Annotated in this window: 25 protein-coding genes; 17 read left to right on the plus strand and 8 right to left on the minus strand. The window is 66.9% G+C overall.

Annotated features, from left to right (window positions below):
* Positions 1-4 precede the first annotated feature (4 nt).
* The 17 genes from gspI (at position 5) to LK542_RS05930 (ending at position 16726) form a co-directional block, all read left to right on the plus strand.
* On the plus strand, positions 5-385 hold the full coding sequence (gene gspI / locus LK542_RS05850) for a type II secretion system minor pseudopilin GspI (protein WP_227811161.1): 381 nt from the start codon (positions 5-7) through the stop codon (positions 383-385).
* Positions 382-1017: a type II secretion system protein J gene (locus LK542_RS05855; RefSeq protein WP_374040119.1), complete on the plus strand. Its 636-nt coding sequence runs from the start codon at positions 382-384 to the stop codon at positions 1015-1017. Before gspI ends, LK542_RS05855 begins: the two co-directional genes overlap by 4 nt.
* Positions 1017-2030: a type II secretion system minor pseudopilin GspK gene (gene gspK / locus LK542_RS05860; protein ID WP_227811162.1), complete on the plus strand. Its 1014-nt coding sequence runs from the start codon at positions 1017-1019 to the stop codon at positions 2028-2030. The genes LK542_RS05855 and gspK overlap by 1 nt, the downstream gene beginning before the upstream one ends.
* A 16-nt stretch (positions 2031-2046) precedes the next feature.
* On the plus strand, positions 2047-3297 hold the full coding sequence (gspL, locus tag LK542_RS05865; RefSeq protein WP_227811163.1) for a type II secretion system protein GspL: 1251 nt from the start codon (positions 2047-2049) through the stop codon (positions 3295-3297).
* On the plus strand, positions 3294-3824 hold the full coding sequence (gspM, locus tag LK542_RS05870; RefSeq protein WP_227803249.1) for a type II secretion system protein GspM: 531 nt from the start codon (positions 3294-3296) through the stop codon (positions 3822-3824). Before gspL ends, gspM begins: the two co-directional genes overlap by 4 nt.
* Positions 3821-4594 (plus strand): type II secretion system protein N, encoded by a 774-nt coding sequence (gspN, locus tag LK542_RS05875; protein WP_227803248.1) that lies wholly within the window; start codon positions 3821-3823, stop codon positions 4592-4594. The genes gspM and gspN overlap by 4 nt, the downstream gene beginning before the upstream one ends.
* Positions 4594-6921 (plus strand): type II secretion system secretin GspD, encoded by a 2328-nt coding sequence (gene gspD / locus LK542_RS05880; protein WP_227811164.1) that lies wholly within the window; start codon positions 4594-4596, stop codon positions 6919-6921. The genes gspN and gspD overlap by 1 nt, the downstream gene beginning before the upstream one ends.
* A gap of 7 nt (positions 6922-6928) precedes the next feature.
* A complete protein-coding gene (gene gspE, locus LK542_RS05885; RefSeq protein ID WP_227811165.1) occupies positions 6929-8350 on the plus strand; it encodes a type II secretion system ATPase GspE in 1422 nt (473 codons plus the stop codon).
* A 9-nt stretch (positions 8351-8359) separates the two neighbouring features.
* Complete coding sequence (gene gspF, locus LK542_RS05890) at positions 8360-9580, plus strand: type II secretion system inner membrane protein GspF (protein WP_227803245.1); 1221 nt, start codon at positions 8360-8362, stop codon at positions 9578-9580.
* 21 nt (positions 9581-9601) lie between these two features.
* The gene (locus LK542_RS05895) at positions 9602-10345 is read left to right on the plus strand and encodes a hypothetical protein (protein ID WP_227811166.1); all 744 of its coding nucleotides are present in this window, start codon (positions 9602-9604) and stop codon (positions 10343-10345) included.
* A gap of 111 nt (positions 10346-10456) precedes the next feature.
* Positions 10457-11746, plus strand: coding sequence for an amidohydrolase family protein (locus LK542_RS05900; RefSeq protein ID WP_307728921.1), 1290 nt, complete (start codon positions 10457-10459; stop codon positions 11744-11746).
* A 330-nt stretch (positions 11747-12076) separates the two neighbouring features.
* On the plus strand, positions 12077-12322 hold the full coding sequence (locus LK542_RS05905) for a XapX domain-containing protein (protein ID WP_373889587.1): 246 nt from the start codon (positions 12077-12079) through the stop codon (positions 12320-12322).
* Positions 12323-12361: 39 nt separating this feature from the next.
* Entirely contained in the window at positions 12362-13054 is a 693-nt protein-coding gene (locus LK542_RS05910) for a hydrolase (RefSeq protein ID WP_227811167.1), read from the plus strand.
* A 61-nt stretch (positions 13055-13115) separates the two neighbouring features.
* The gene (locus tag LK542_RS05915; RefSeq protein ID WP_227811168.1) at positions 13116-14993 is read left to right on the plus strand and encodes an amidohydrolase; all 1878 of its coding nucleotides are present in this window, start codon (positions 13116-13118) and stop codon (positions 14991-14993) included.
* 2 nt (positions 14994-14995) lie between these two features.
* Entirely contained in the window at positions 14996-15676 is a 681-nt protein-coding gene (locus LK542_RS05920) for a YoaK family protein (protein ID WP_227811169.1), read from the plus strand.
* A gap of 8 nt (positions 15677-15684) precedes the next feature.
* A complete protein-coding gene (locus tag LK542_RS05925) occupies positions 15685-16233 on the plus strand; it encodes a TMEM175 family protein (protein ID WP_227803304.1) in 549 nt (182 codons plus the stop codon).
* Between the two features lie 52 nt (positions 16234-16285).
* Entirely contained in the window at positions 16286-16726 is a 441-nt protein-coding gene (locus LK542_RS05930) for an FKBP-type peptidyl-prolyl cis-trans isomerase (protein WP_227803240.1), read from the plus strand.
* Positions 16727-16733: 7 nt separating this feature from the next.
* On the opposite strand, the gene LK542_RS05935 is transcribed toward LK542_RS05930, so the two are convergent.
* The 8 genes from LK542_RS05935 to xerC form a co-directional block, all read right to left on the minus strand.
* On the minus strand, positions 16734-17468 hold the full coding sequence (locus LK542_RS05935) for a helix-turn-helix transcriptional regulator (protein ID WP_227803239.1): 735 nt from the start codon (positions 17466-17468) through the stop codon (positions 16734-16736).
* A 137-nt stretch (positions 17469-17605) separates the two neighbouring features.
* Positions 17606-17809, minus strand: a complete 204-nt coding sequence (locus LK542_RS05940) for a hypothetical protein (RefSeq protein ID WP_227803238.1) — start codon at positions 17807-17809, stop codon at positions 17606-17608.
* A 23-nt stretch (positions 17810-17832) separates the two neighbouring features.
* On the minus strand, positions 17833-19167 hold the full coding sequence (hslU, locus tag LK542_RS05945; RefSeq protein ID WP_227803303.1) for an ATP-dependent protease ATPase subunit HslU: 1335 nt from the start codon (positions 19165-19167) through the stop codon (positions 17833-17835).
* Between the two features lie 14 nt (positions 19168-19181).
* On the minus strand, positions 19182-19718 hold the full coding sequence (gene hslV / locus LK542_RS05950; RefSeq protein WP_227803237.1) for an ATP-dependent protease subunit HslV: 537 nt from the start codon (positions 19716-19718) through the stop codon (positions 19182-19184).
* 102 nt (positions 19719-19820) lie between these two features.
* Positions 19821-21104 (minus strand): STAS domain-containing protein, encoded by a 1284-nt coding sequence (locus LK542_RS05955; RefSeq protein ID WP_227811170.1) that lies wholly within the window; start codon positions 21102-21104, stop codon positions 19821-19823.
* A gap of 213 nt (positions 21105-21317) precedes the next feature.
* Positions 21318-21770: an RNA polymerase-binding protein DksA gene (gene dksA / locus LK542_RS05960; protein ID WP_227803235.1), complete on the minus strand. Its 453-nt coding sequence runs from the start codon at positions 21768-21770 to the stop codon at positions 21318-21320.
* 225 nt (positions 21771-21995) lie between these two features.
* Positions 21996-23063: a GTP-binding protein gene (locus tag LK542_RS05965; protein ID WP_227811171.1), complete on the minus strand. Its 1068-nt coding sequence runs from the start codon at positions 23061-23063 to the stop codon at positions 21996-21998.
* A gap of 138 nt (positions 23064-23201) precedes the next feature.
* Positions 23202-24137 carry a tyrosine recombinase XerC gene (gene xerC / locus LK542_RS05970; protein ID WP_227811172.1) on the minus strand — a complete coding sequence of 312 codons (936 nt, stop codon included), beginning with the start codon at positions 24135-24137 and terminating at the stop codon, positions 23202-23204.

Below are 24137 nucleotides of genomic sequence, written 5' to 3' on the forward strand. Positions count from 1 at the left end.
CACCATGCGCCCATGCCCCCAACGCGGATTCACCCTGCTCGAAGTGCTGGTCGCCCTCGTCATCGTCGGCACCGCGCTCGGCGCCGGCCTGCGCGCGGTCGGCAGCCTGACCGCCAACAGCGACGGCCTGCGCGCCTCCATGATGGCCACCTGGTCGGCCGAGAACCGCCTGGTGCAAATCCGCCTGGGCAAGGAATTCCCCGAAGTCGGCAAGCGCAGTTTTCCCTGTGCGCAGGGCGAGCTGAACCTGGTCTGCGAGGAGGAAGTGCTGACCAGCCCGAACCCGCAATTGCGCCGGATCGAAGTCTCGGTGTTCGACGCCGAACGTCCGGAGCGCCGCATCGTCAAACTGGTTCAGCTTGTGTTGAGGCCATCTCGCACATGAAGCACATGACCCCGTCCATTCATATCCGCCGCCGCGGCTTTACGCTGGTCGAGCTGCTGGTGGCGATCAGCATCCTCGCCATCCTGGCCGTGCTCGGCTGGCGCGGCCTGGACGGCATCGTGCGCGCCCGCATCGCCCTGACCGAACAGATGGAAGTCACGCGCGGCATGCAGCTGGCCTTTGCCCAGATGCAGAGCGACTGCGAACACCTGGCCGGACGCGAGATCATCGGCCGCCGGCCCAACCTGCAATGGGCTGACGACCGGCTGGTGCTGGTGCGCAAGACCTATAACGAAAACGAACCCTCGCAACTGGTGGTGGTGTCCTACCGCGTTGCCGGCGGCACCCTGGTGCGGCGCGAATCGCGCGGCACGCGCGACCTGACCCAGCTCGAAGGCCTGTGGCAGGCGGCCGCGAGCGATGCGCCGTCCGACGTTGCGCCGCCGGTGGCCTTGCAGACCGGCGTGGCCGCCATGCAGATCCAGGCCTGGCAGAACAATGCCTGGCGCAAGGAAGCCCAGGCCGTCACCGACGGCACCGCGGCGCCCGACCCCGAAGGCATCCAGGTCGGCCTGACCGCCGCCGGCCTGGCCCAGCCGATGGTCAAGTCCTTCCTGCTGGGAGGCACCTGATGCGCCGCTACAACCTGACTCGCCAGCGCGGCGTCGCGGTCGTCACCGCGCTGCTGCTCACCACGCTGGCCATCTCGATCGTCGCCAGCCTGTTCTGGCAGCAGCAGGTGCAGGTGCGCTCCATGGAAAACCAGCGCCTGCACCTGCAGACCAAGTGGATCCTGCGCGGCGCCCTCGACTGGGCCAGCCTGGTGCTGCGCCAGGACGCCTATACCTCGCAGTACACCTCGCTCGACCAGGTCTGGGCCACGCCCCTGGCCGAAACCCGCCTCGACCAGTACATCGAACGCGAACGGGTCCAAGGTGAAAATTTTGACGCGACATTGTCCGGTAACATTATTGACGCCACGTCGCGTTACAATCTGGCCAACCTCGCGCGCGACCGTGTCAAGGACGAGGCACAGGTGCGCATCTTCGAACGGCTGCTGGACAACCTGCGCCTGGACGCGCGCCTGGGCAACCGGGTCGCCAACTTCGTCGCCCAGGGGCAGCAGGTGGCGGCGCCGGCGGATCCGAACAACCCGGGAACGCCGCCTCCGCCGCCGCCGGCAACGACCCTGCCGCCGGTACCGCCCGTGAACGGCGTGCCGATCCCGCTGCTGCAGGTGGACGACCTGCTGGTGGTGCAGGGGGTGACGCCGCAGATCCTGGCGCAGCTGCGGCCCTTCCTGATCGTGCTGCCGTCGGGTGCAGAGGCGACGAGGCTGAACGTGAATACCGTGCCGGCCGAGCTGTTGGCGGCGATCGTGCCGGGGATGTCGCTGTCCCAGGCCAACAGCCTGGTGGCGCGGCGCAAGACGGCGGCATGGCGTACGCCGGCGGAATTTGCAAGCCAGGCCAACACGGGCCAGGACTTGCCCGAAACGACATGGGACATCAAGAGCAGTTGGTTTATCGTACAGAGCCGTATCCGGCTCGACCGCGCGGCGCTGAACGCGGAGTCGCTGATCCAGCGTACTCCCGTACCCACCGTCGGCGGCGGCACCCGAGTGATCTGGACCCGCCAGAACTAGAAGAAAGCGAGACAGTTTGACTACTCTTTATATTCGGCACCCGGCTCGCGCGGAAGGCGAGGGCGCGTTGTGCCGCTTTGCGGTGGTGCTCGACAACGGCAGCATCGCGCAGCAGGGCGAAGGCCTGCTGCGCAACCTGGGCGACGCGGTCGCCGCCAGCCGCCGCGTGGTGCTGCTGCTGGCCGGCGCCGACGTCACCTTGCTGCCGGTCCAGGCCCCGCCGCTCTCCGGCGCGCGCCTGCGCGCGGCGCTGCCGGCCCTGGTCGAAGAACATATCCTGGGCGACCCGCTCGACTGCGTGCTGGTGGCCGGTCCCGCCCTGCCGGACGGGCGCCGTCCGGTCGGCGTGGTCCAGCGCGACTGGCTCGAGCCGCTGGTGCGGGCACTGCTCGGCATGGGCGCGCGCGCTGTCGCGGCCATGCCTGCGCAGCTGTGCCTGCCATTGATGCCGGGCAGCGTCAGCGCCGCCATCGGCAGCAACGAACTGCTGCTGCGCCAGGGACAATACGAAGGCCTGGGCCTGGCCCTGGACGGCAACCCGACGCTCACGCTGCAGACAGCGCGCGCGCTGGCCGGCGACGCGCCCCTGATCCTGTTCGTGCCGCCGGAACAGCGGGGCGAATACCAGGTGCTGCTGGCGGAAGCCGGCCCCGGCATCACGCTGGAAAGCGATGCATGGGAACATTGGATCGCAGGTAGCAAGAGCAGCACCCTCGACCTGGTGCCGGGCCTGGGCACCGCCGGCGTGGCCCAGCGCGACTGGAGCCGCTGGCGCTGGCCGATCCGCCTGGCCATCGCCGCCATCGTGGTCAACATCATCGGCATCAACATCGAATGGCTGCGCCTGAAACGCGAAGCCGACGCGGTGCGCCAAAGCATGGACCAGACCTTCCGCAGCGCCTACCCGAACCAGCCGGTGATCGATCCGGTGGCCCAGATGCGCCAGAACATCGCGCGCGCCAAGGCCGCCAGCGGCCAGGTCGGCCAGGAGGAGTTCGGCTGGATCGCGGGCACCTTTGGCGAGACCGTGCGCAACCTCGGCCGCCCGCCGGCCATCGCCTCGATGGAGTTCCGCGACCGCGCCCTCACGGTGCGCGTGCGGCCCGAATCGGTCGATCCCGCTTCTACCGGCCAGCTGCGCGCCGCCCTCGGCGCACGCAACCTGAGTCTGGAAGAAACGCCACCCGCCACCTGGGTCATCCGCAGCACCGGCGCCGCGCCGGCGCCTGCGCCGGGATCGAATGCAGCAGCAGGAGCCGCACCATGAACGCCGTCACCAATTTCCGCGCCAAGACCGGCGCCCTGCGCGAGCGTGCGCTCGCCTGGTGGCTCGGGCGCACCGACCAGGAGCGCAAGTTCCTCACCGTCGGCGGGGCCGTGGTCCTGGTCGCGCTCGTCTACGGGCTGCTGCTGGCGCCCGCCCTCGAAGGGCGGGACAACCTGCGCCGCTCGCTGCCGGCGCTGCGCCAGCAGGCCGCCCAGCTGCAGAGCATGGCAGCCGAGGCGCAGTCCCTGGCCGCCAGCCCGGCGCCCCAGGTGCCGCCCATGACGGCCGAGCTTTTGAATGCCAGCATGGCCCAGCGCGGCCTGAAGGCGGGCTCGCTCACCATGACGGGCGAATACGCCAAGCTCCAGTTCAATGCGGTGTCCTTCGCCAACCTGGTGTCCTGGCTCGACGCCCAGCGGCGCGAGAACCGGGTGCAGGTGCAGGACGCCACCTTCACCGCCCTGGCTGCGGAAGGACAGGTCGACGCCACCCTGACGCTGCGCCAGGCCAGCGCGACGGCTCAATGAAGCGCCTGCTCCTGTGGCTGCTGCCGATCATCCTGGCCGTCCTCGTCACGGTACTGGCATTCCTGCCGGCTACCTGGCTCGGACCGATGGTCGAGAAGCAGACCGGCGGTCGTTTGACTCTGGGGGATGCGCAGGGTACGCTCTGGAACGGCTCAGCGTTCATCGGCGGCGCGCCGGGCGAGGGCGGCGCCGTGACGCCGCTGCTGCCGGGACGCTTTGCCTGGCGCCTGTCGCCACTGGTGCTCCTGGGCCAAGTCCACGTGGAATTGGAAAACCCGCAAGCGCTGGCGCGCCCGGTCCGTATCGACGGCAGCTGGTCGCAATGGCAGGTGAGCAGCGGCGAACTGCTGCTGCCGGCCGAAGGCCTGGCCGGCCTGGGCGCCCCGCTCAACACGCTCGCGCCGAGCGGCACCATCCGTCTGGTCTGGAATACGCTCGACCTGCTGCGCCAGCCCAATACGGTGACGGTGCAAGGCCGTACGGTATTGACCATGACCGACATGGGTTCGCGCATGTCGCCCGTGCGGCCGCTGGGCAGCTATGAAATGGCATTCGACTGGCGCGGCAGCCAGGCCGACCTCAATTTGCGTACCGTGCGCGGTGCGCTTGTATTGACGGGCTCGGGTATGCTGCAGAACGGACGCCTGCGCTTTTCCGGCCAGGCCTCGGCCGCCGAGGGATACGAACAGACGCTGGGCAACATGCTCAACCTGCTGGGCCAGCGCCGCATGGTGAACGGCAAAAACATAATCGCACTCGAGTTCAGATAATGACCAACAATTCCCGTACCACCGTCGTCCGCAACAACTCCCGCCTGCCGGCGCTGCGCCGCCTGGCCGCTGGCGCCATGCTGTGCTGCTTCGCCGCGACCACGGTGCCCGTGGCGCCCGTACTGGCGCAGGAAACGGCGAACGCCGCGGCGCTCAGCTTCGTCAACGCCGACATCGAATCGGTGATCAAGGCGATCGGCCACTACACCGGCATGACCTTCATCATCGATCCGCGCGTAAAGGGCACGATCACCCTGGTGTCGGAAAAATCGCTGAGCAAGACCCAGGCCTTCGCCCTGCTCACCTCGACCCTGCGCCTGCAGGGCTACGCGGTGGTCACCAGCGGCGACGGCTATGCCAAGGTGGTGCCGGAAGCCGAAGCCAAGGCCCAGTCCTCGCCGACCCAGGTCGGCGGCGTGCGCGCCAGCCGCGCCACCGGCGACCAGATCGCGACGCAGGTGTTCTACCTGTCGTATGAATCGGCGGCCAACCTCACCGCCGTGCTGCGTCCGCTGATTTCGCCGAACAATTCCATCATGGCGAACCCGGGCAACAACACCCTGGTCATCACCGACTACGCCGACAACCTGCGTCGCCTGGCCAAGATCATCGGAGCGCTCGATACGCCGGTGGCGGCCGACCTCGACGTGGTCCCGATCCGCAACGCGATCGCCTCCGACGTCGCCACCCTCGTCACCCGCCTGATGGAACCAGCGGCCGGCGGCGACTCCGGCCGCGTCACCGTGCTGGCCGACCCGCGCACCAATTCGGTGGTGATCCGCGCCCCCTCGCAGGCGCGCGCCAACCTGGCCAAGTCGCTGATCGCGCGTCTCGACCAGCAGACCTCGAGCCAGGGCAACATCCACGTCGTTTACCTGAAGAACGCCGACGCCAGCCGCGTGGCCCAGACCCTGCGCGCCGTGGTCTCGCAGGACGCCTCCGCCGTGCCGGTGCAGCAGCAGGGCACCTCGGGCGGCTCGATCCAGGCCGGCTCGACCGGAGGGCAGGGCGGCCAGGGCGGACTCGGCGGCCAGCAGGGCCAGCAGAGCAGCGTTGGCATGGCCGGCACCGGCAATACCTACGGCCAGCAGAGCCAGCTGACGGCCGGCGGCGCCGGCGGCGGCCAGGGTTCGGGCTTCATCCAGGCCGACGCCTCGACCAACAGCCTGATCATCACCGCACCGGACGCGGTCTACCGCAACCTGCGCAACGTCATCGACCAGCTCGACGTACGCCGCGCCCAGGTCTACATCGAGGCGCTCGTGGTCGAGGTGAATGCCAACAAGGCCTCCGAATTCGGGGTGCAATGGATTGGCGCCTCGGGCGACAGCGACAGCAAGTACCGCGTCGGCGGCGTCCAGTCCTTCACCGGCGGCGCCCAGGGCAGCAACATCGTCAACCTGGCCGCGGCCGCGCGCCAGGGTCTGTCGGGCACTTCCGTGCCGACCATACCGGGCGGCCTGACCTTCGGCCTGTTCCGCCAGGTGGGAGGCGAGCTCGGCCTCGGCGCGGTGGCGCGCGCCCTTGAAAACGACGGCAACAGCAACATCTTGTCGACACCGAATATGATCACGCTGGACAACGAGCTGGCGACGATCAAGGTCGGCCAGAACGTGCCGATCATTACCGGTTCGTACACGACCACGGCCGCGACCGGCGGCGGCAACCCCTTCCAGACCGTGGACCGCCGCGACGTCGGCCTGCTGCTCAAGGTGCGCCCGCAAATCTCGGAAGGCGGTACGATCAAGATGGCGATCTACCACGAAAATTCGAGCGTCGACCCGGCAACCCGGAATGCCCCCTCGGGCCTGACCACCAACGTGCGCGCGATCGAAAGCAATGTGCTGGCCGACGACGGCCAGATCATCGTCCTTGGCGGCCTCATCGAGGACACCGAAGGCGATGGCGAAGAGAAAGTACGCGGCCTGGGCGACATTCCGGTGCTGGGCAACCTGTTCAAGTACCGCAACCGCACCCGGACCAAGACCAACCTGATGGTGTTCCTGCGCCCCGTCGTGGTGCGCAGCAAGGAAGCCTCGAGTTCGCTCGCCATGGACCGCTACGAATACATGCGCGCCGCCGGCGCCGCGGGCCAGGCATCGCAGGACGAGACGATCCTGATGCGCAACCTCGGTGCTCCGTCGCTGCCGCCGCTGACCAATGGCCAGCCGCCCGTCGGCGGCACCATGGCGACCGCGCCGGCCCAGACCGCCCCGGCCGCCGGCAGTGCGCCGGGCGCCGCCAGCGGCCAGTCTGTTCCGCAGGGACAGCAGGGCAAACAGCCCGCGTCGCAATTTCGGCCAGTGACGCCATCGAACCAGAAATAAGCTGACCATGAACAATTTGTTGCCTTTCGCCTTTGCCCGTGACCACGGCGTGCTGGCGCGCGGTGGAGACGAACCGGGCCAGGCGATCGAAGTCCTCGTCTCCGGCGCCACGGCCCCGGCCGCGATCGCGGAAGTCTCGCGCCGTTTCGGCCGCATCACCCTGCGCCGCCTCGACCGCGGCGAGCTCGACGACGCCATCGCCAAGGCCTATGCCGGCACCGGCGGCGACGCTTCGCAGGTGGTCGACGAATTCGACGCCGACCTCGACCTTACGCGCCTGCTGCAGGACGTGCCGGCCATCGAAGACCTGCTGGAATCCTCGGACGACGCTCCGGTCATCCGCATGATCAACGCGCTGCTGACGCAATCGCTGCGCGAAGGCGCGTCCGATATCCACATCGAGCCTTTCGAACAGACCTCGGTGGTGCGCTTCCGCGTCGACGGCGCGCTGCGCGACATCGTGCGGCCCAAGAAGGCCATCCACGCTTCCCTGATCTCGCGTATCAAGATCATGTCGCAGCTCGACATCGCCGAGAAGCGCCTGCCGCAGGACGGCCGCATCACCCTGCGCATCGGCGGCAAGCCGGTCGACGTGCGCGTCTCGACCCTGCCGACCGGGCATGGCGAACGCGCCGTGCTGCGTCTGCTCGACAAGGAAGCGGGGCGCCTGGACTTGAGCCACCTGGGCATGAGCCCGGCGCTGCTGCCACAGTTCGACCGCCTGATCAACCAGCCGCACGGCATCGTGCTGGTCACGGGCCCGACCGGTTCCGGTAAGACGACCACGCTGTACGCGGCGCTGTCGCGCCTGAACGCGGCCACCACCAACATCATGACGGTGGAAGACCCGATCGAATACGACCTCAACGGCGTCGGCCAGACCCAGGTCAACGCCCGTATCGACATGACCTTCGCCAAGGCCCTGCGCGCCATCCTGCGCCAGGACCCGGACGTGATCATGATCGGCGAGATCCGCGACCTGGAAACGGCGCAGATCGCGGTGCAGGCCTCGCTCACCGGCCACCTGGTGCTGGCGACCCTGCACACCAATGACGCGGCCTCGGCCGTGACCCGCCTGCTGGACATGGGCATCGAACCGTTCCTGCTATCGTCATCTTTGCTGGGCGTGATGGCGCAGCGCCTGGTGCGCAAACTCTGCGTGCACTGCAAGGTCAGCGATGCCAGCGGCTGGCACGCGGTGGGCTGCGAACGCTGCGGCCACACCGGCTACCACGGCCGCGTCGGCGTCTACGAGCTGCTCGAGACCACCGAGGAAATCCGGGCCCAGATCCACAACCAGGCCTCGGAAGCCGAGATCCGCGACACGGCGCAACAAGCCGGCATGAAGACCATGCGCGAGGACGGCGAGCGCTGGCTGCAGGACGGCACCACCACGCGCGCCGAGCTGGTGCGTGTGACCAAGGATTAAGGGAAGCCCATGCCGGCATTTCGCTACGAAGCCGTCGACGCCGGCGGCGCGACCAAGAAGGGCGTGCTCAACGCCGACAGCCCGCGCTCGGCGCGCGCCGACCTGCGCGTGCAGGGCCTGACGCCGCTGTCGGTCGAACAGATCGCGGCCCAGGTCGACGAAGCGGGCGTGGCCCGTTCGCGCGGCCTGGGCGAGCGCCTGTCCCAGGTCGAGCTGGCCCTGTTCACGCGCCAGCTGGCCAGCCTGCTGGAAGCGGGCCTGCCGCTGGAGCAGGCGTTCACCGCCCTGCTGGAACAGGCCGAGCGTCCCTACGTGCGCGACCTGATCGCCTCGATCCGTTCCGAAGTGATGGGCGGCGTGTCGTTCTCGAGCGCGCTGTCGCGCCACCCGCGCGACTTCGCCGAGATCTACCGCGCCCTGGTCTCCTCGGGCGAGCAGATCGGCCAGCTGGCGCGCGTGCTGTCGCGCCTGGCCGACTACATCGAACGCCGCAACGCCCTGGTGCAGAAGGTGCGCCTGGCGTTTACCTATCCGGCCATCGTCACCGTGGTCGCCTTTGCCATCGTCATCTTCCTGCTCACCTACGTGGTGCCGCAGATCGTCTCGGTGTTCGCCAACACCAAGCAGAAGCTGCCTTTCCTCACCGTGATGATGCTGGCGATCTCCGACTTCGTGCGCGCCTACGGCATCTACGTCGCGATCCTGCTCATCGGCGCGTTCTGGCTGTGGCGGCGCGCGTTGCGCAACCCGGACCTGAAGCGCCGCTGGCATACCTGGCTGCTGAATGCCCCCGTGTACGGCAAGTTCGAGCGCAGCCTGAACACGGCGCGCTTTGCCAGCACGCTGGCGATCACCACCGGTTCCGGTGTGCCCATCCTGCGCGCGCTCGACACCAGCCGCGACACCCTGTCGAACGTGGCGATGCGCGAACTGGTCGAACAGGCCACCGCCAGCGTGCGCGAAGGCGTGAGCCTGGCGCGCGCGCTGTCGGCGCAGAAGCACTTCCCGCCGATGCTGGTGCACATGATCCGCGCCGGCGAGATCACCGGCGAACTGCCCGCCATGCTCGAGCGCGCCGCCAATTCGCAGCAGGCCGACCTCGAGCGCCGCACGCTGACCATCGCGGGCCTGCTCGAGCCGGTGCTGATCCTGGCCATGGGCCTGGTCGTGCTGCTGATCGTGCTGGCGGTGCTGATGCCGATCATCGAGATCAACCAGCTGGTGCGCTGAGAAAAAAATAACAAGGAAACCATGAACAAGCGTTTGCCTCTCCTCTTCACCCTGCTCGCGCTGGTCCTGCTGGTGGCCTCGATCGCCTACTGGTTCCTGCAGCTGTACAAGCCCGAGCAGCGCCCGCTGGCGCCACCGCCCGCCGTGGCCCAGGCCGAACCGAGTCCGGAAGCGGCTGCCTACCTGTTCGGCGGCCAGCCGACCGCGGTGGCGATCTCGAACTACCAGCTGACCGGCGTCATCGCGGCCGGCGCCAACAGCGCCGTGATCCTGGTAGCCGAGGGATCGCCGCCAAAGGCGGTGCGCATCGGCCGCGAGATCGTGCCGGGCGTGACCGTGGCAGAAGTGCACGCACGCTACGTGATGCTGTCCGAGGGCGGCGTCATGAAACGGGTCGATCTGGCGCCGGATACCGGCACGGCAGGTAGCCCGGGCGGCATGGCGGCTCCGCCGGTCGTGGGACCGGCGCCAGTGGCCGCGGCGCCGGCGCCCGGCGTCGAGCCGCAGACCTCGCCGGGCGTGGTGGCTGCGCCGCCGACCATGCAATCGGTGCCGCCGCCGGGCGGCGCGCCAAGCGGCACCCCGACTACCCCGGAAAATGCGGTACCGGCGGGCTACGTGCCGGAGCCAAACGCGGACGGGACCCTGCCTGCCCAGCCCAACCAGCAGCAGGGCCAGAACCCGCCGCCGCCGAACCAGGTGCAGATGCCGCCGCCAACGCGCTCGGTGGGCAGCCCGGTCGGCCCGCCGCCCCAAGTCCAGTAAGGCCGCAGCGATGCGGCATTTTTTTTATGGCGCATCGCGTGCTGGACGGTCCATGCATATCCCGGTATAAAGTTGCTAGCTGTTAAATCTACAACGCACCGGAGGTAGCTCTTGAATCGCACCCATGTCCTGTCCCGTCTTGCCCTCGCTTGCCTGGCCGCCCTGAGCTGGTCCGCCGCCCAGGCCGCCGAGGTCACCATCACCGCCGACCGCCTGCTCGACGTGCGCACCGGACGCCTGGTGCAGAACCCGGAAATCCTGGTGCGCGACGGCCGCATCGTCAGCGTCAAGCCGAACAGCAGTGCTCCCGCCGGTGGCGGCGCCGACCGCATCGCCCTGCCGGGCATGACCCTGGTGCCGGGACTGATCGACATGCACGTCCACCTGGATTCCGACCCCACCTACGGCGGCTACAGCAACCTCGAATACAACGACCGCTTCTGGTCGGCACTCGCCGTCACCCATGCCGGCAAGACCCTGGACGCAGGCTTCACCACAGTGCGCAACGTCGGCGCCTCGGACTGGAACGACGTCGGCCTGGGCCAGGCGATCGCCGCCGGCAAGGTGCGCGGCCCGCGCATCGTTCCGGCCGCCTGGTCCTTCGGGGCGACCGGCGGCCACTGCGACAGCACCTACTTCCCGCCCTCGATGCAAGAGAAGAACCCGTACAACGCCGACGGCCCCGAGGAAGTGCGCAAGTCGGTGCGCGCGCTGCGCAAGTATGGCGCCCAGGTGATCAAGGTCTGCGCCACCGGCGGCGTGTTCTCGCGTAACACCGAACCGGGCCAGCAGCAGATGAACCTGGCCGAGCTGCGCGCCGCGGTCGAGGAGGCTGCGCAATGGGGCCTGAAGGTGGCGGCCCATGCGCACGGCGCGGCCGGCATCAAGGACGCGATCCGCGCCGGCGTCACCACCATCGAGCATGCCAGCCTGATCGACGACGAAGGCATCGCCCTGGCGAAGAAGCACGGCGCCTGGCTGTCGATGGACATCTACAACGGCGACTACACGGCGGCGGAAGGCAAGAAGAACGGCGTGCTGGAAGACAACCTGCGCAAGGACCGCGAGGTGACGGAAATCCAGCGCCAGAATTTCAGGAAGGCGCACGCGGCCGGCGTCAAGATGGTGTTCGGCACCGACGCCGGCGTGCACCCGCACGGCGGCAACGGCAAGCAGTTCGCGGTGATGGTGAAGTACGGCATGACGCCGGTGCAGGCCATCCAGGCCGCGACCATCAATGCCTCCGAGGCGCTGGGCCGCAGCGATGTCGGCATCGTCGAGGCCGGCCGCTTCGCCGACATGGTGGCGGTGCAGGGCGACCCGACCGTGAATGTGCAGCTGCTGGAAGCTCCGGCGGTGGTGATCCTGGGCGGTAACGTGGTCAAGCGCAACGTCCCCTGATCCACGCAGATCGACTGAACTTACGGGCGCCTCTGGCGCCCGTTTTCTTTTCACGTTCGTTAACTTGTTTTAACTTGCTTCCCTTGCATCCCCGTCGCAGCATACGGCAAGGATGCAATCGCATCCCGAGCGGCCGTCCGGCCCGCGCCCCTGCACGAGAACATTCGAAAATTTCGATTGTATAGCTGCAAATTATCCGTTTTTCATTTCAGTTTTAGCCACGCATAATGACTCCATCGCATCGACAAAACGAGCGATAAGGAGCAGGGAATCACTGTTCCTGGAGCATCGAAACCTTCGATGGTATTCACATAGAACAAGGAGCTGATCATGTACCTGATTTCTCTCGGCGCCGGCATCCTCGCAGGAATCCTGTATGGACTGATCAACGTCCGCTCGCCGGCGCCACCGGCCATCGCCCTGGTCGGACTGCTCGGCATGCTGATCGGCGAACAGGTGGTCCCGGTCGCCAAGCGCGTGATCGAAGGCGTACCGATTACCAAAGCCTGGTTCGCCAGCGAATGCCAGCCCCGTATCACCGGCGTGTCGAACGCCAAAGACGATAGCAAGAACTGAAGTCCAACCGCAGTCCAACATTTACTGAAGGAGAACATCATGAGCAACGCTAAACTGGAAGTCCTGACCCCGGAAAACTCGCAGCTGATCATCATCGACCACCAGCCGCAAATGGCCTTCGGCGTGCAGTCGATCGACCGCCAGACCCTGAAGAACAACGTGGTCGGCCTGGCCAAGGCAGCCAAGGCCTTCAATATCCCGACCATCATCACCACCGTCGAGACCGAGTCCTTCTCCGGCAAGACCTACCCGGAAATCCTGGACGTGTTCCCGGACCACCCGATCCTCGAGCGCACCTCGATGAATTCCTGGGACGACCAGAAGGTGCGCGACGCGCTGGCCCGCAACGGCAAGAAGAAGGTCATCGTGGCCGGCCTGTGGACCGAAGTCTGCAACACCACCTTCGCCCTGTGCGCCATGCTGGAAGGCGAGTACGAGATCTACATGGTGGCCGACGCCTCGGGCGGCACCTCGAAGGACGCCCATGACTTCGCGATGCAGCGCATGGTGCAGGCCGGTGTGGTCCCGGTCACCTGGCAGCAGGTGCTGCTGGAGTGGCAGCGCGACTGGGCGCACCGCGACACCTACGACGCCGTCATCAAGATCGTCACCGAACACTCGGGCGCCTATGGCATGGGCGTGGACTATGCCTACACCATGGTCCACAAGGCAGCGGCACGCAACCAGGGCACAAACGAAGTGCTGGCGCCGGTGCCGGCCCCGGTCCGCTAAGTACAACGAGTTCCGGTCCGCCCCAGGGCGGACCGCCGCCATCCAGCCAGGAGCAGACAGCATGCAAGCACAGTCCACCCCGAGCGCCGCGCCGCTCATCCTCGTCAACGGCAAGTTCGCCACCCTCGACCGCGCCCGCCCGCAGGCCAGCGCCGTCGCCATCCAGGACGGCCGCTTCCTCGCCGTGGGCGACCGTGAACACGTGATGCGCTTCGCACAGGCGGGCAGCCAGGTGATCGACCTGAACGGCCGCACCGTCATCCCCGGCCTGAACGATTCGCACCTGCACCTGATCCGCGGTGGCCTGAACTACAACCTGGAACTGCGCTGGGAAGGCGTGCCCTCCCTGGCAGATGCGCTGCGCATGCTGAAGGACCAGGCTGACCGTACCCCGAACCCGCAGTGGGTGCGCGTGGTGGGCGGCTGGAACGAATTCCAGTTCGCGGAAAAGCGCATGCCGACCCTGGAAGAGATCAACGCCGCCGCGCCCGACACCCCGGTGTTCATCCTGCACCTGTACGACCGCGCGCTGCTCAACCGCGCCGCCCTGCGCGCCGTCGGCTACACCAGGGACACGCCGAACCCGCCCGGCGGCGAGATCCAGCGCGACGCCAGCGGTAACCCTACCGGCATGCTGATCGCCCGTCCCAACGCGATGATCCTGTACGCGACCCTGGCCAAGGGCCCCAAGCTGCCCTACGACCTGCAGGTGAACTCCACCCGCCAGTTCATGCGCGAGCTGAACCGCCTCGGCATCACCAGCGCGATCGATGCCGGTGGCGGCTTCCAGAACTACCCCGAAGACTACAACGTGATCGAGGAACTCGACCGCGCCGAGCAGCTCACCATCCGCATCGCCTACAACCTGTTCACCCAGAACAAGGGCCAGGAGCTGGAAGACTTCCAGCGCTGGACCGGCATGGTGACGCCGGGGCAGGGCAGTGACTACTACCGCCACAACGGCGCCGGCGAGATGCTGGTGTTCTCGGCCGCCGACTTCGAGGACTTCCTGGAGCCACGTCCGGAGCTGGCAGAAGGCATGGAAGGCGAACTGGAAAGGGTGGTGCGCCACCTGGTGAGCGAGCGCTGGCCGTTCCGCCTGCACGCCACCTACGACGAATCGATCAGCCGCATGCTCGACGTGTTCGAGAAGATCAACCGCGAGATCCCCTTCGACGGCCTGCACTGGATGTTCGACCACTGCGAAACCATCAGCCCGGCCAACATCGAGCGCGTGAAAGCGCTGGGCGGCGGCATCGCGATCCAGCACCGCATGGCCTTCCAGGGCGAATACTTCGTCGACCGCTACGGCGCCGAAGCTGCAAAAGCCACCCCACCAGTGAAGACCATGCTGGAGATGGGTGTGCCGGTGGGCGCCGGCACCGACGCCACCCGCGTGGCCAGCTACAACCCGTGGACCGCCTTGTACTGGCTGGTCACCGGCCGCACTGTCGGGGGCCTGCCGCTGTACGGCGAGAACGGCCTGCTCGACCGCGGCGTCGCACTCGAACTGTGGACCGCGGGCAGTGCCTGGTTCTCGAACGAACAGGGGCGCAAGGGCCGCATCCAGGAAGGCATGCTGGCCGACCTGGTGGCGTTATCAAGCGATTTCTTCACCGTGGATGCGGAGGACATCAAGGCGATCGAATCGGTCTTGACTATCGTGGGCGGCAAGGTGGTCTATGGCGCCGCCGAATTCAGCGACCTGGGGCCGGCGCCAATCCCGGTGCTGCCGGAATGGTCGCCGGTGCAGAAGGTGCCGGGCCACTGGCGCAAGACCGCCCCGCAAGCACAGTCGCACATGGCCCTGCCGCACCAGTGCAGCGGCCCCTGTGGCGTGCACGCCCACAGCCACGACCGCGCGCGCAAGTCGAACGTGCCCGTGTCGGACTTCGGCGGCTTCTGGGGCGCCTTCGGCTGCAGCTGCTTCGCGTTCTGAACATGAAGACCGCTTCCTTCCAACGCCTGCAGGGCATAGGCATGGGCTTCTTGGCCGGCTATGTCGACACCCTCGGCTTCATCGCCCTGTTCGGCCTGTTCACGGCCCACGTCACCGGCAACTTCGTGCTGATCGCGGTGTCCCTGGCCGACCCGGCGCAGACACCTTCGCTGCTCAAGCTGCTGGCCTTCCCGGCCTTTATCCTGGGCGTGGCGGCCGCGCGGCTGCTGGTGGCGCGCTGCGAGCGGCGCGGTAGCTCCGCGGTCAAGCCATCCTATGCGCTGCAGCTGGTGCTGCTGCTGGGCTTCATGGTGTGCGGCATGCTGGCCGAGCCGGTGGGTGATCACGTCGGCGCGCTGGCGATGGCTGCCGGCCTGCTGGGCGCCGCGGCAATGGGCGCGCACAGCGCGGCCAGCAAGCTGCTGCTCACCCACCTGGCGCCGACCTCGATGATGACGGGGAACGTGACCCAGCTCGTGATCGACACGGTCGACCGCCTGCGCGGCGCCGCCGACGCGGCGACAAAAGCCCGCTGCGCCAAGTTCTTCTGGCCAGTGCTGGCCTTCGCCCTCGGCTGCGCGCTGGCTGCCTTTGCCTACCTCGCCGTCGGTTTCGTGGCCTTGATCGTGCCGGTCGCGATCCTGTGCCTGCACCTGGTGCTGCCGGAACCGGAGGCGGCGTGAATCTCGCGATGAGCAAGAACCGCCTGGAGGCCTTCAGCGACGGCGTCATCGCCATCATCATCACGATCATGGTGCTGGAGCTGCAGCCGCCGCACGGCACCGAAGTCGCCGACCTGCTGGAGACGCTGCCAGGCTGGCTGCGCTATGCGCTCAGCTTCGTCTACGTCGGCATCTACTGGGTCAACCACCATGCGCTGCTGGACCGGGTGGCGAAGGTGGACGGCGCCGCCCTGTGGGCCAACCTGCACCTGCTGTTCTGGATGTCGCTGATTCCCTGGGTGACCGCCTGGGCCGGCGAGCACCCGATGGCGCCTGTGCCGGTGGCGCTGTACGGCGTGGTGCTGCTGCTGTGCTCGATCTCTTTCATGCTGCTGTCCTGGCGCCTGGACGTCGACGCCAGGCACGCGATGGCCTGGGGCAGCCGCAAGAACCGGATCTCGATCCTCCTATACGCCCTGGCCGTCGTGCTGTCGCTGTGGTATCCGCCGCTGGGCGCGCTGATCCACGTGCTGCTGGCAATCCTGTGGCTGATGCCGGAAGGGCGCGTATTGTCATGAAGGCATCCACGCTGTATGCTCCAGCGGCAATCACGCAACCACGAAAGAACCCATGAACAAGCTGATTTCCTCCTGCCTCCTCGGCCTGGCATTGACCATGAGCGTCACCGCCTGCAAGCGTAACGAAGCCCCGCAGGCACCGCAGGCGGGCGCCGCCGCCCTGCAGAAGATCGACACCGTCACCGGCACCGGCAAGGAAGCCGTGGCCGGCAGCACCGCCGTCGTGAACTACACCGGCTGGCTGTACGACCCGAAGGCCGAGGCCCAGCACGGCGCCCAGTTCGATTCCTCGGTGGGCCGCGAGCCCTTCAGCTTCCAGGTCGCCGGCGGCCAGGTGATCCCGGGCTGGGACGAAGGCGTGCAGGGCATGAAGGTGGGCGGCAAGCGCACCCTGATCGTGCCGGCCGACAAAGGCTACGGCGCCTCCGGCGTCGGTCCGATTCCGCCGAACGCCACCCTGATCTTCGATATCGAACTGCTGGACGTGCGCTAAGCGCTTCCTAGCTCCGCCGCAAGGCGGTGAAGGCGGCAAACTCCCAGGACCGGAAGCCCAGCAGCAGGGTATAGCCGTCGCGCTCCGGCGGTGGCAGCCGGCGGTCGTTGCGGTGCAGGCGCGCCAGTTCGCCGGCCAGACCCTCGATCTTCTGGGCCAGTTCCTGGGCGCTGGCGCTGGACAGGCGCGCGGGCAGGCACATCAGGGTCTCGCCCGGGCGGTCGAAGCCGCCCGCGAAATAGTCGGCCACCACGTGCTCGCGGAAGTAACGCTGCACCGGGCCGCCCGGCAGCCAGCGGAATGCGTTCGACACGCGCAGGCTGTAGCGGTTCAGGGGTTTGAGTTCGATCAGCCCCAGCCGGTCGAGTTCGGCCAGCAGGGTGATGCATTCCGGTTCCGTCAGACGATAGGTCTCGATCACCTGTTCCAGCGACCAGTGTCCGAGGCAGCAGATCGCCATGAGGAGCAGGCGCGGATTGGCCACCAGCGAGGTTTCCTGCGGCAGCGTCAGGGCGTCGGCCTGGGGCCGGGCGTCCGCGGCGCGGCGCAGCACGTCTTCCAGGGCGATGCCGGTCACCTGGCAGATCTGGGCCAGGCGCGACAGGGCCATGTCCTTCTGTCCAAACATGCGCTTCACGCTCGATTCGCTCACGCCGATGCGGTCCGCGAGGCTTTTGTAGGTGATGCCTGCCGCCCGCAGTTCGGCGCGCAGCACGTCGAGTACCAGCTCCGGTGAGCTCATGGTTTTCCTGAATGTGTAATGTCGAGTGAATTTACCTGTGAACAGTGCTCCAGGCAATATCCACGCTGAGTCAGACGCAAAAAAGGCGGGCACGCTTGCGCGGCCCGCCAAGGGGAAAATCTGGGGAGGTGAAAGGTTTACTCTTCGTCGTCCGCGACCAGCTTGACCTTCTTCAGCATGCGCTTGGCCTCCTGCCGCTCGTTCGAGAGCGGCTTGGCGTGTGCCCCGGCGGACCTGGCCTTGGCCAGGGCTGCGATCGGGTTGCGCGGCTTGCCGAAATTCTGGGACGGCTCCACCCGCAGCCGCATCTTTTGCCGCGTCGCCAGTGCCTTGTTTGCCATCGCCAGTCCTCCTTCAACAATGATTACAGCACGTACCTGGACAGGTCTTCGTTGACCGCCAGCGCATCCAGCCGTGCGTTGACATAGGCGCCGTCGATCGTGACCGTCTGGTCTTTTTCGGCGCCGGCCGTGAACGAGACTTCCTCGAGCAGCTTTTCCATCACCGTGTACAAGCGGCGCGCGCCGATGTTCTCGGTGCGCTCGTTGACGGAGAACGCGATCTCGGCCAGGCGGTGGATGCCTTCCTCCGTGAAGTCGACCTTCACGCCTTCGGTCGCGAGCAGCGCTTCATACTGCTTGGTCAGGCTGGCATCGGTCGAGGTCAGGATGCTCTTGAAGTCCTCGATCGACAGCGATTCCAGTTCGACGCGGATCGGGAAGCGGCCCTGCAGCTCCGGGATCAGGTCCGACGGTTTCGACAGGTGGAACGCGCCCGAGGCGATGAACAGGATGTGGTCGGTCTTGATCATGCCGTACTTGGTGTTCACCGTGGTGCCCTCGACCAGCGGCAGCAGGTCGCGCTGCACGCCGGCGCGCGAGACGTCGGCGCCGCCGTGTTCGGAGCGGGTCGCGATCTTGTCGATCTCGTCCAGGAACACGATGCCGTTCTGCTCGACGTTGGCGATCGCCTTCTGCTTGAGTTCGTCCTCGTTGACGAGCTTGGCGGCTTCCTCGTCGACCAGCAGCTTCATCGCGTCCTTGATCTTCAGCTTGCGCGGCTTCTTGCGCGCGTTGCCGACGCCGGCGAACATCGACTTGATCTGCTCGGTCATTTCTTCCATGCCCGGCGGCGCCATGATTTCCATCTGCGGGCTCGGCTCGGCCACGTCGATCTCGATCTCGCGCTCGTCCAGCGAGCCTTCGCGCAGGCGCTTCCTGAAGGTCTGGCGGGTGGCGTCGCCTTCCTTGCTGTCGCCGTTGCTCACGTTGAAGCCGAAGTCGCGCGCCGGCGGCACCAGGATGTCGATGATGCGGTCTTCGGCCGCGTCCTCGGCGCGCTGGCGCACCTTCTTCTGCTCACTGAGACGGGTCTGCTTGACGCCGATGTCGATCAGGTCGCGGATGATGGTGTCGACGTCGCGGCCGACATAGCCGACCTCGGTGAACTTGGTCGCTTCGATCTTGATGAAGGGCGCGTCGGCCAGCTTGGCCAGGCGGCGCGCGATTTCGGTCTTGCCGACGCCGGTCGGGCCGATCATCAGGATGTTCTTGGGGGTGATCTCGTGGCGCAGCGGTTCCTGTACCTGTTGGCGGCGCCAGCGGTTGCGCAGCGCGATCGCGACCGCGCGCTTGGCCTTGCCCTGGCCGACCACGTGCTTGTCCAGCTCCGAGACGATCTCGGGGGGCGTCATGTTCATGATGGGGGACTGGTTCATTCCAGGGTCTCGATGATGTGGTTCAGGTTGGTGTAGATGCACAGCTCGCCCGCGATGGTGAGCGATTTCTTGACGACCTCCGCGGGCGCCATGTCGGTGTTCTCGTACAGGGCCTTGGCAGCCGACTGCGCGTACACGCCGCCCGAGCCGATCGCGCCGATGCCGTCGGTCGGCTCGAGCACGTCGCCGTTGCCGGTGATGATCAGGGTCACTTCCTTGTCGGCGACCAGCAGCATGGCCTCGAGCTTGCTCAGCATGCGGTCGGTGCGCCAGTCCTTGGCCAGTTCGACCGAGGCGCGCATCAGGTTGCCCTGGTGCTTTTCCAGCTTGGCTTCAAAGCGGTCGAGCAGGGTGAAGGCATCGGCGGTGGCGCCGGCGAATCCGCACAGGACCTTGCCCTGGTACAGCTTGCGCACCTTGCGCGCCGAGCCCTTCATGACGACGTTGCCCAGCGTGACCTGGCCATCGCCGCCCAGCGCGACCTGACTGCCGCGCCTCACACTGACGATGGTGGTGCCGTGAAATTGTTCCATTTTTAGCCTCGTGGTTGTCTAGCCACCCGCAGATGGGGTGAGTGCATTAAATTGCAAGACAAGCGCGGCTAAAAACTGTCGCGCAGGAAAAACGGTCGATGTTCAGTAACGGTGCGGGTAGAGCCGCAGGCTGTCCCGCAGTTTCCCGGTCTCCTGTCCGTATCCGAGCAGGCGCAGCAGCGCTGCCGCCAGGTGGTTCAGCTCGCGCAGCTCGACGCGGCGTCCTTGCTCCGTATGCACGCGCAAGCGGCCCTGCAGGGCGGTGGCGCAGGCATAGTCCATGCGCGCCAGGCGCGAGCAGTCCAGCACCAGCAGATCGCGCCCGGCGGCATAGGCATCGATGGCGTCGAGCAGGGCCGCGCAGTCGCCGGTTGCCAGCGCCGGCAGCAGGAAGCGGTCGCCGCTGCCCGTCGCCGGCGCCGCGGTCGACACGCGCTTTGGCGCTTCGAAGGAGGGCGGCGAGACCTCGAAGGTGACGCAGTAATCCATCGCCGACTCTTCGAAATCCTTTTCGCGGTTCGACAGTAGCAGCAGCTCGAGCAGCAGCAGCCAGGGCGCCTCGCCGGAAGCGCGATCGCCCACCGCCAGCATGGGCCGCAGGGTCGTCATCAGGGTGTCGGCGCCGGCCAGCACCAGCTCGCGTCCTTCCTTGCGCAGCGTCTGCAGGGCCTGCAGCAGCTGGGCGCAGCCCGCGGCGTCGGCGCTGCGTACCGCGCCCAGCTCGATGCGCACCAGCGGCGCGTTCGATGCCAGCAGGCGCGCCAGGCGCGGGGCGATGGACTCGTCGAGCACGGGGCAGAGGCTTTCGGTGGCGGCCACGCCGGCCGATTGCGGCGTGCCGGGGCCGGGCAGGAGCGGCTGCCAGGCCGGCGGCGAGGTTTCGAAGTGGCTGGCGTAGTCGATCGCGATGCTCTCGAAGGCCGCTTCCTGGCCGGTGGCCTGGTACAGGTCGAACAGCATCCACCATGGCAGGCGTTCGTGGCGGCCGAAGTCCTGCAGGCTGTCGCGCAGCAGGCTTTCGGCGGCCGCGGCCTGGCCGTTGGCGTACAGGATGGCGCTTTCCTCGACGGCCGGCGCGCTGGCGGGCAGGGCGGCGGCGTCGGGCAGTTCCTCGGCGGGCACTGCCTGCGGGGCCGCAGGGGCAGCCGCGGCCGGGTGGCGCGCCGCGCTGCCCCAGGCCGGCTCGTCATCGAAAATGTCGGAGGCCATCGCCAGCTCGATCTCGTCGATCTTGGCGGCGGTGGCGCGGGCGATGGCGCGCTGGCGCTCCCGTTCAGCCTCGCTGTCCAGGCGCGAAGGCTCGCCCGCGCGCAGGCGCGTGTCCAGCACGACGAGCTCCGCGTCTGCCGGATCGCTTTTTTTCTTCAGGAAGGAGAACAGCCCCATGGTCCCCGCGAATCAATAGTTACCTACACACCTGCTCGGCACGAACAGGACGGTAGCACGGCTGCGCGCGGCACGTGCTGCGCACACGCGCTTCACGCACGCCGTCCGCTAGTGTATCCGATGGGAAACAAAAGATATGCACGCCAGGTATTGGCGCGCATAAAAAAAGCATGCGCCTTGCGGTGCATGCTTTTCTTGTGGAGGAGGGAAGAATCAGTCGCCGTACAGCTTCTGCTTCAGTTCGCGGCGCTGCTGGGCTTCCAGCGACAGGGTCGCGGTCGGGCGGGCGATCAGGCGCGCAACGCCGATCGGTTCGCCGGTTTCGTCGCACCAGCCGTACTCGCCGTTCTCGATGGCCTGCAGCGATTGCTGGACCTTCTTGAGCAGCTTGCGTTCACGGTCGCGGGTACGCAGTTCCAGCGCGTGTTCTTCTTCGATGGTCGCGCGGTCGGCCGGGTCCGGCACCAGCACGGTCTCGCGCAGGTGTTCCGTGGTCTCGCCGGCATTTTTCAGCAGCTCTTTCTCGAGCTCTTGCAGGCGGTTACGGAAGAACGCCAGCTGTGCCGGATTCATGTAGTCGTCGTCGCTCATCGCCCGAATTTCTTCTTCCGTCAGAAGGCGTTCTTCGAGCTGCGCGGCGGTATTCGGTTTCGTTGTTTTAGTCATGATGCCTTCGATACGACAGAGGTTTTCATTTTAGCAGCAACTCAGCATTAGCACATTTGCAACTCATGCATATGTGAGCGCTGCCCGGACGGCGACCGCCGTCCTTCACTGCCTGTCCCGACACGCCGGCTGGCGGCAGGACGATGTGCGCGGTAGCGCCGCTGCCCGCCAACCCTGTGGCAGGGCGTCAGGCGGGCCATGGCGCGCCCGCAAAACTGATGTAGTTTATACCAAACACTGTTCCAGTCCGCGGATAAATACGTCTTTTGGTAAATTTTTACCAATAAACACCATTTTACTGCCACGGGTTTCGTCTTCGCCCCACTTTGCTCCCAGGTCGCTGCCCATGATTTGATGCACGCCCTGGAACACGACCTTGCGGTCGGCGCCCGCCATCGAGAGCACGCCCTTGTAACGCAGCATCTGCGGGCCAAAGACCTGCACCATGCTGCCCAGGAACTGGTCGAGGCGCTCCGGATCGAAGGCGCGCTCGCTCTTGAAGACGAAGGCGGCGATGTCGTCGGTGTGGTGGCTGTGGTGGTGATCCTGGTGATTGCAGGCTTCGCCGTGGGCGTGGTCATGATCGTGGCCGCAATGCTCGCCGTGCTCATGCTCGTGATCGTGCGCATGCTCTTCGGCGCGCAGGAAGTCCGGATCCAGCTCCAGCTTGTCGTTCAGGTTGAAGCCGCGCAGGTCCAGCACTTCCGAGATCGGCGCACGGCCGAAGTCGCTGGTCGAGATCGGGGCGCGCGGGTTGATGCGGTGCAGACGCGATTTCAAGGCGTCGACCGCGGCCGCATCCACCAGGTCCGTTTTCGAGAGCAGGATCTTGTCGGCAAAGCCGACCTGGCGCTGGGCTTCTTCGTGCGTGTCCAGTTGCATCATGGCGTGGCGCGCGTCAACCACGGTCACCACGGCATCCAACATGTAGTTGGCGCCCACTTCTTCGTCGACGAAGAAGGTCTGGGCCACCGGACCCGGGTTGGCCAGGCCGGTGGTTTCGATGACCACGCGATCGAAACTGATTTCGCCGGCGGCGCGCTTCTGCGCCAGGCTGGTCAGGGCGACGATCAGGTCGCCGCGCACGGTGCAGCAGATGCAGCCATTGTTCATCTCGACGATCTGCTCGCCGGTGTCGCGCACCAGGATCTCGTTGTCGATGTTTTCCTGGCCAAATTCGTTCTCGATGACCGCGATGCGCAGGCCGTGCTCCTCGTGCAGGATGCGGTTGAGGAGGGTGGTCTTGCCTGCGCCGAGAAAGCCGGTCAGGATGGTGCTTGGGATTGGTTCCATGTTCGCCTTGCTGTCGCTTGGGCCCGCTGTCTGCGCGGGAGAATCGGGCGATTATGCCGGATTTCGTGTTACATCACCATGAACTGTGCAGCGTCTTGACGTTGCTCAAGCTTCACATTGCGTCCGCCTATGTCGCGCTTACTTCGTTTTTGCGCGCGGATGGGCCTTGTCGTACACCGCGGCCAGGTGCTGGAAATCGAGCGCCGTATAGATCTGGGTCGACGTGATGCTCGCATGTCCGAGCAGCTCTTGCACCGCGCGCAGGTCGCCCGAGGATTGCAGCACGTGCGACGCGAACGAATGCCGCAATACGTGTGGGTGGACGTGCACCGGCGTGCCGGCGCGCAGCGCGTGCGCCTTCAGCCGGGTCTGCACGACGCGCGGCGTCATGCGGGTGCCGCGGCTTGACAGGAACAGCGCGGCGCTGCCGTCGCGGGCCACGGGGCGCACGGCCAGCCAGGCGGACAAGGCGGCGCGCGCCGGTGCGCCGACGGGCACGCGGCGCATGCGCCGGCCCTTGCCAGTGACGACCACTTCGCCGGCCTGCAGGTCCAGCCAACCAAGCGAGGCAGGTAGGCCATTGCCGCCCTCGGTATAGACCATGTCGAGCGAAACGAGTTCCGACACGCGCAGGCCGCTCGAATACAGCAGCTCGAACATGGCGCGGTCGCACAGCTCGGCCGGTTCCGGGTGCCCGTGCGCATTCGCTTCCATCAGTTGCACCGCATCGTCCACCGACAGGGCTTTCGGCAGGGTTTTCGGACGGCGCGGCGCGCGTACGCCCTCGACCGGATTGGCGCTAAGCACAAGCTGGTGCGCCAGCCAGTCGAAGAAGCCGCGCCAGCCGGACAGCTTGCGCGCGATCGAGCGCGGCGACTGGCCGCCGGCGTGCAGTTTGGCGGCGAAGCGGCGGATGTCGTGGTGGCTCAGTTTCTGCCAGTCCTCGTGGCCGGCCAGGATAGAGAGTTCCTGCAGGTCGCGCCGGTAGGCCGCGATCGTATGGGGCGAGAGCTGGCGCTGGGTGGCCAGCTCGCCCAGGTAGCGTGCGGCAAGGTCCGTCGGCGCCGCCGTCAT

The sequence above is a fragment of the Massilia sp. IC2-477 genome (assembly GCF_020707265.1).
In the GTDB taxonomy this organism is placed as follows: Bacteria; Pseudomonadota; Gammaproteobacteria; order Burkholderiales; family Burkholderiaceae_D; genus Telluria.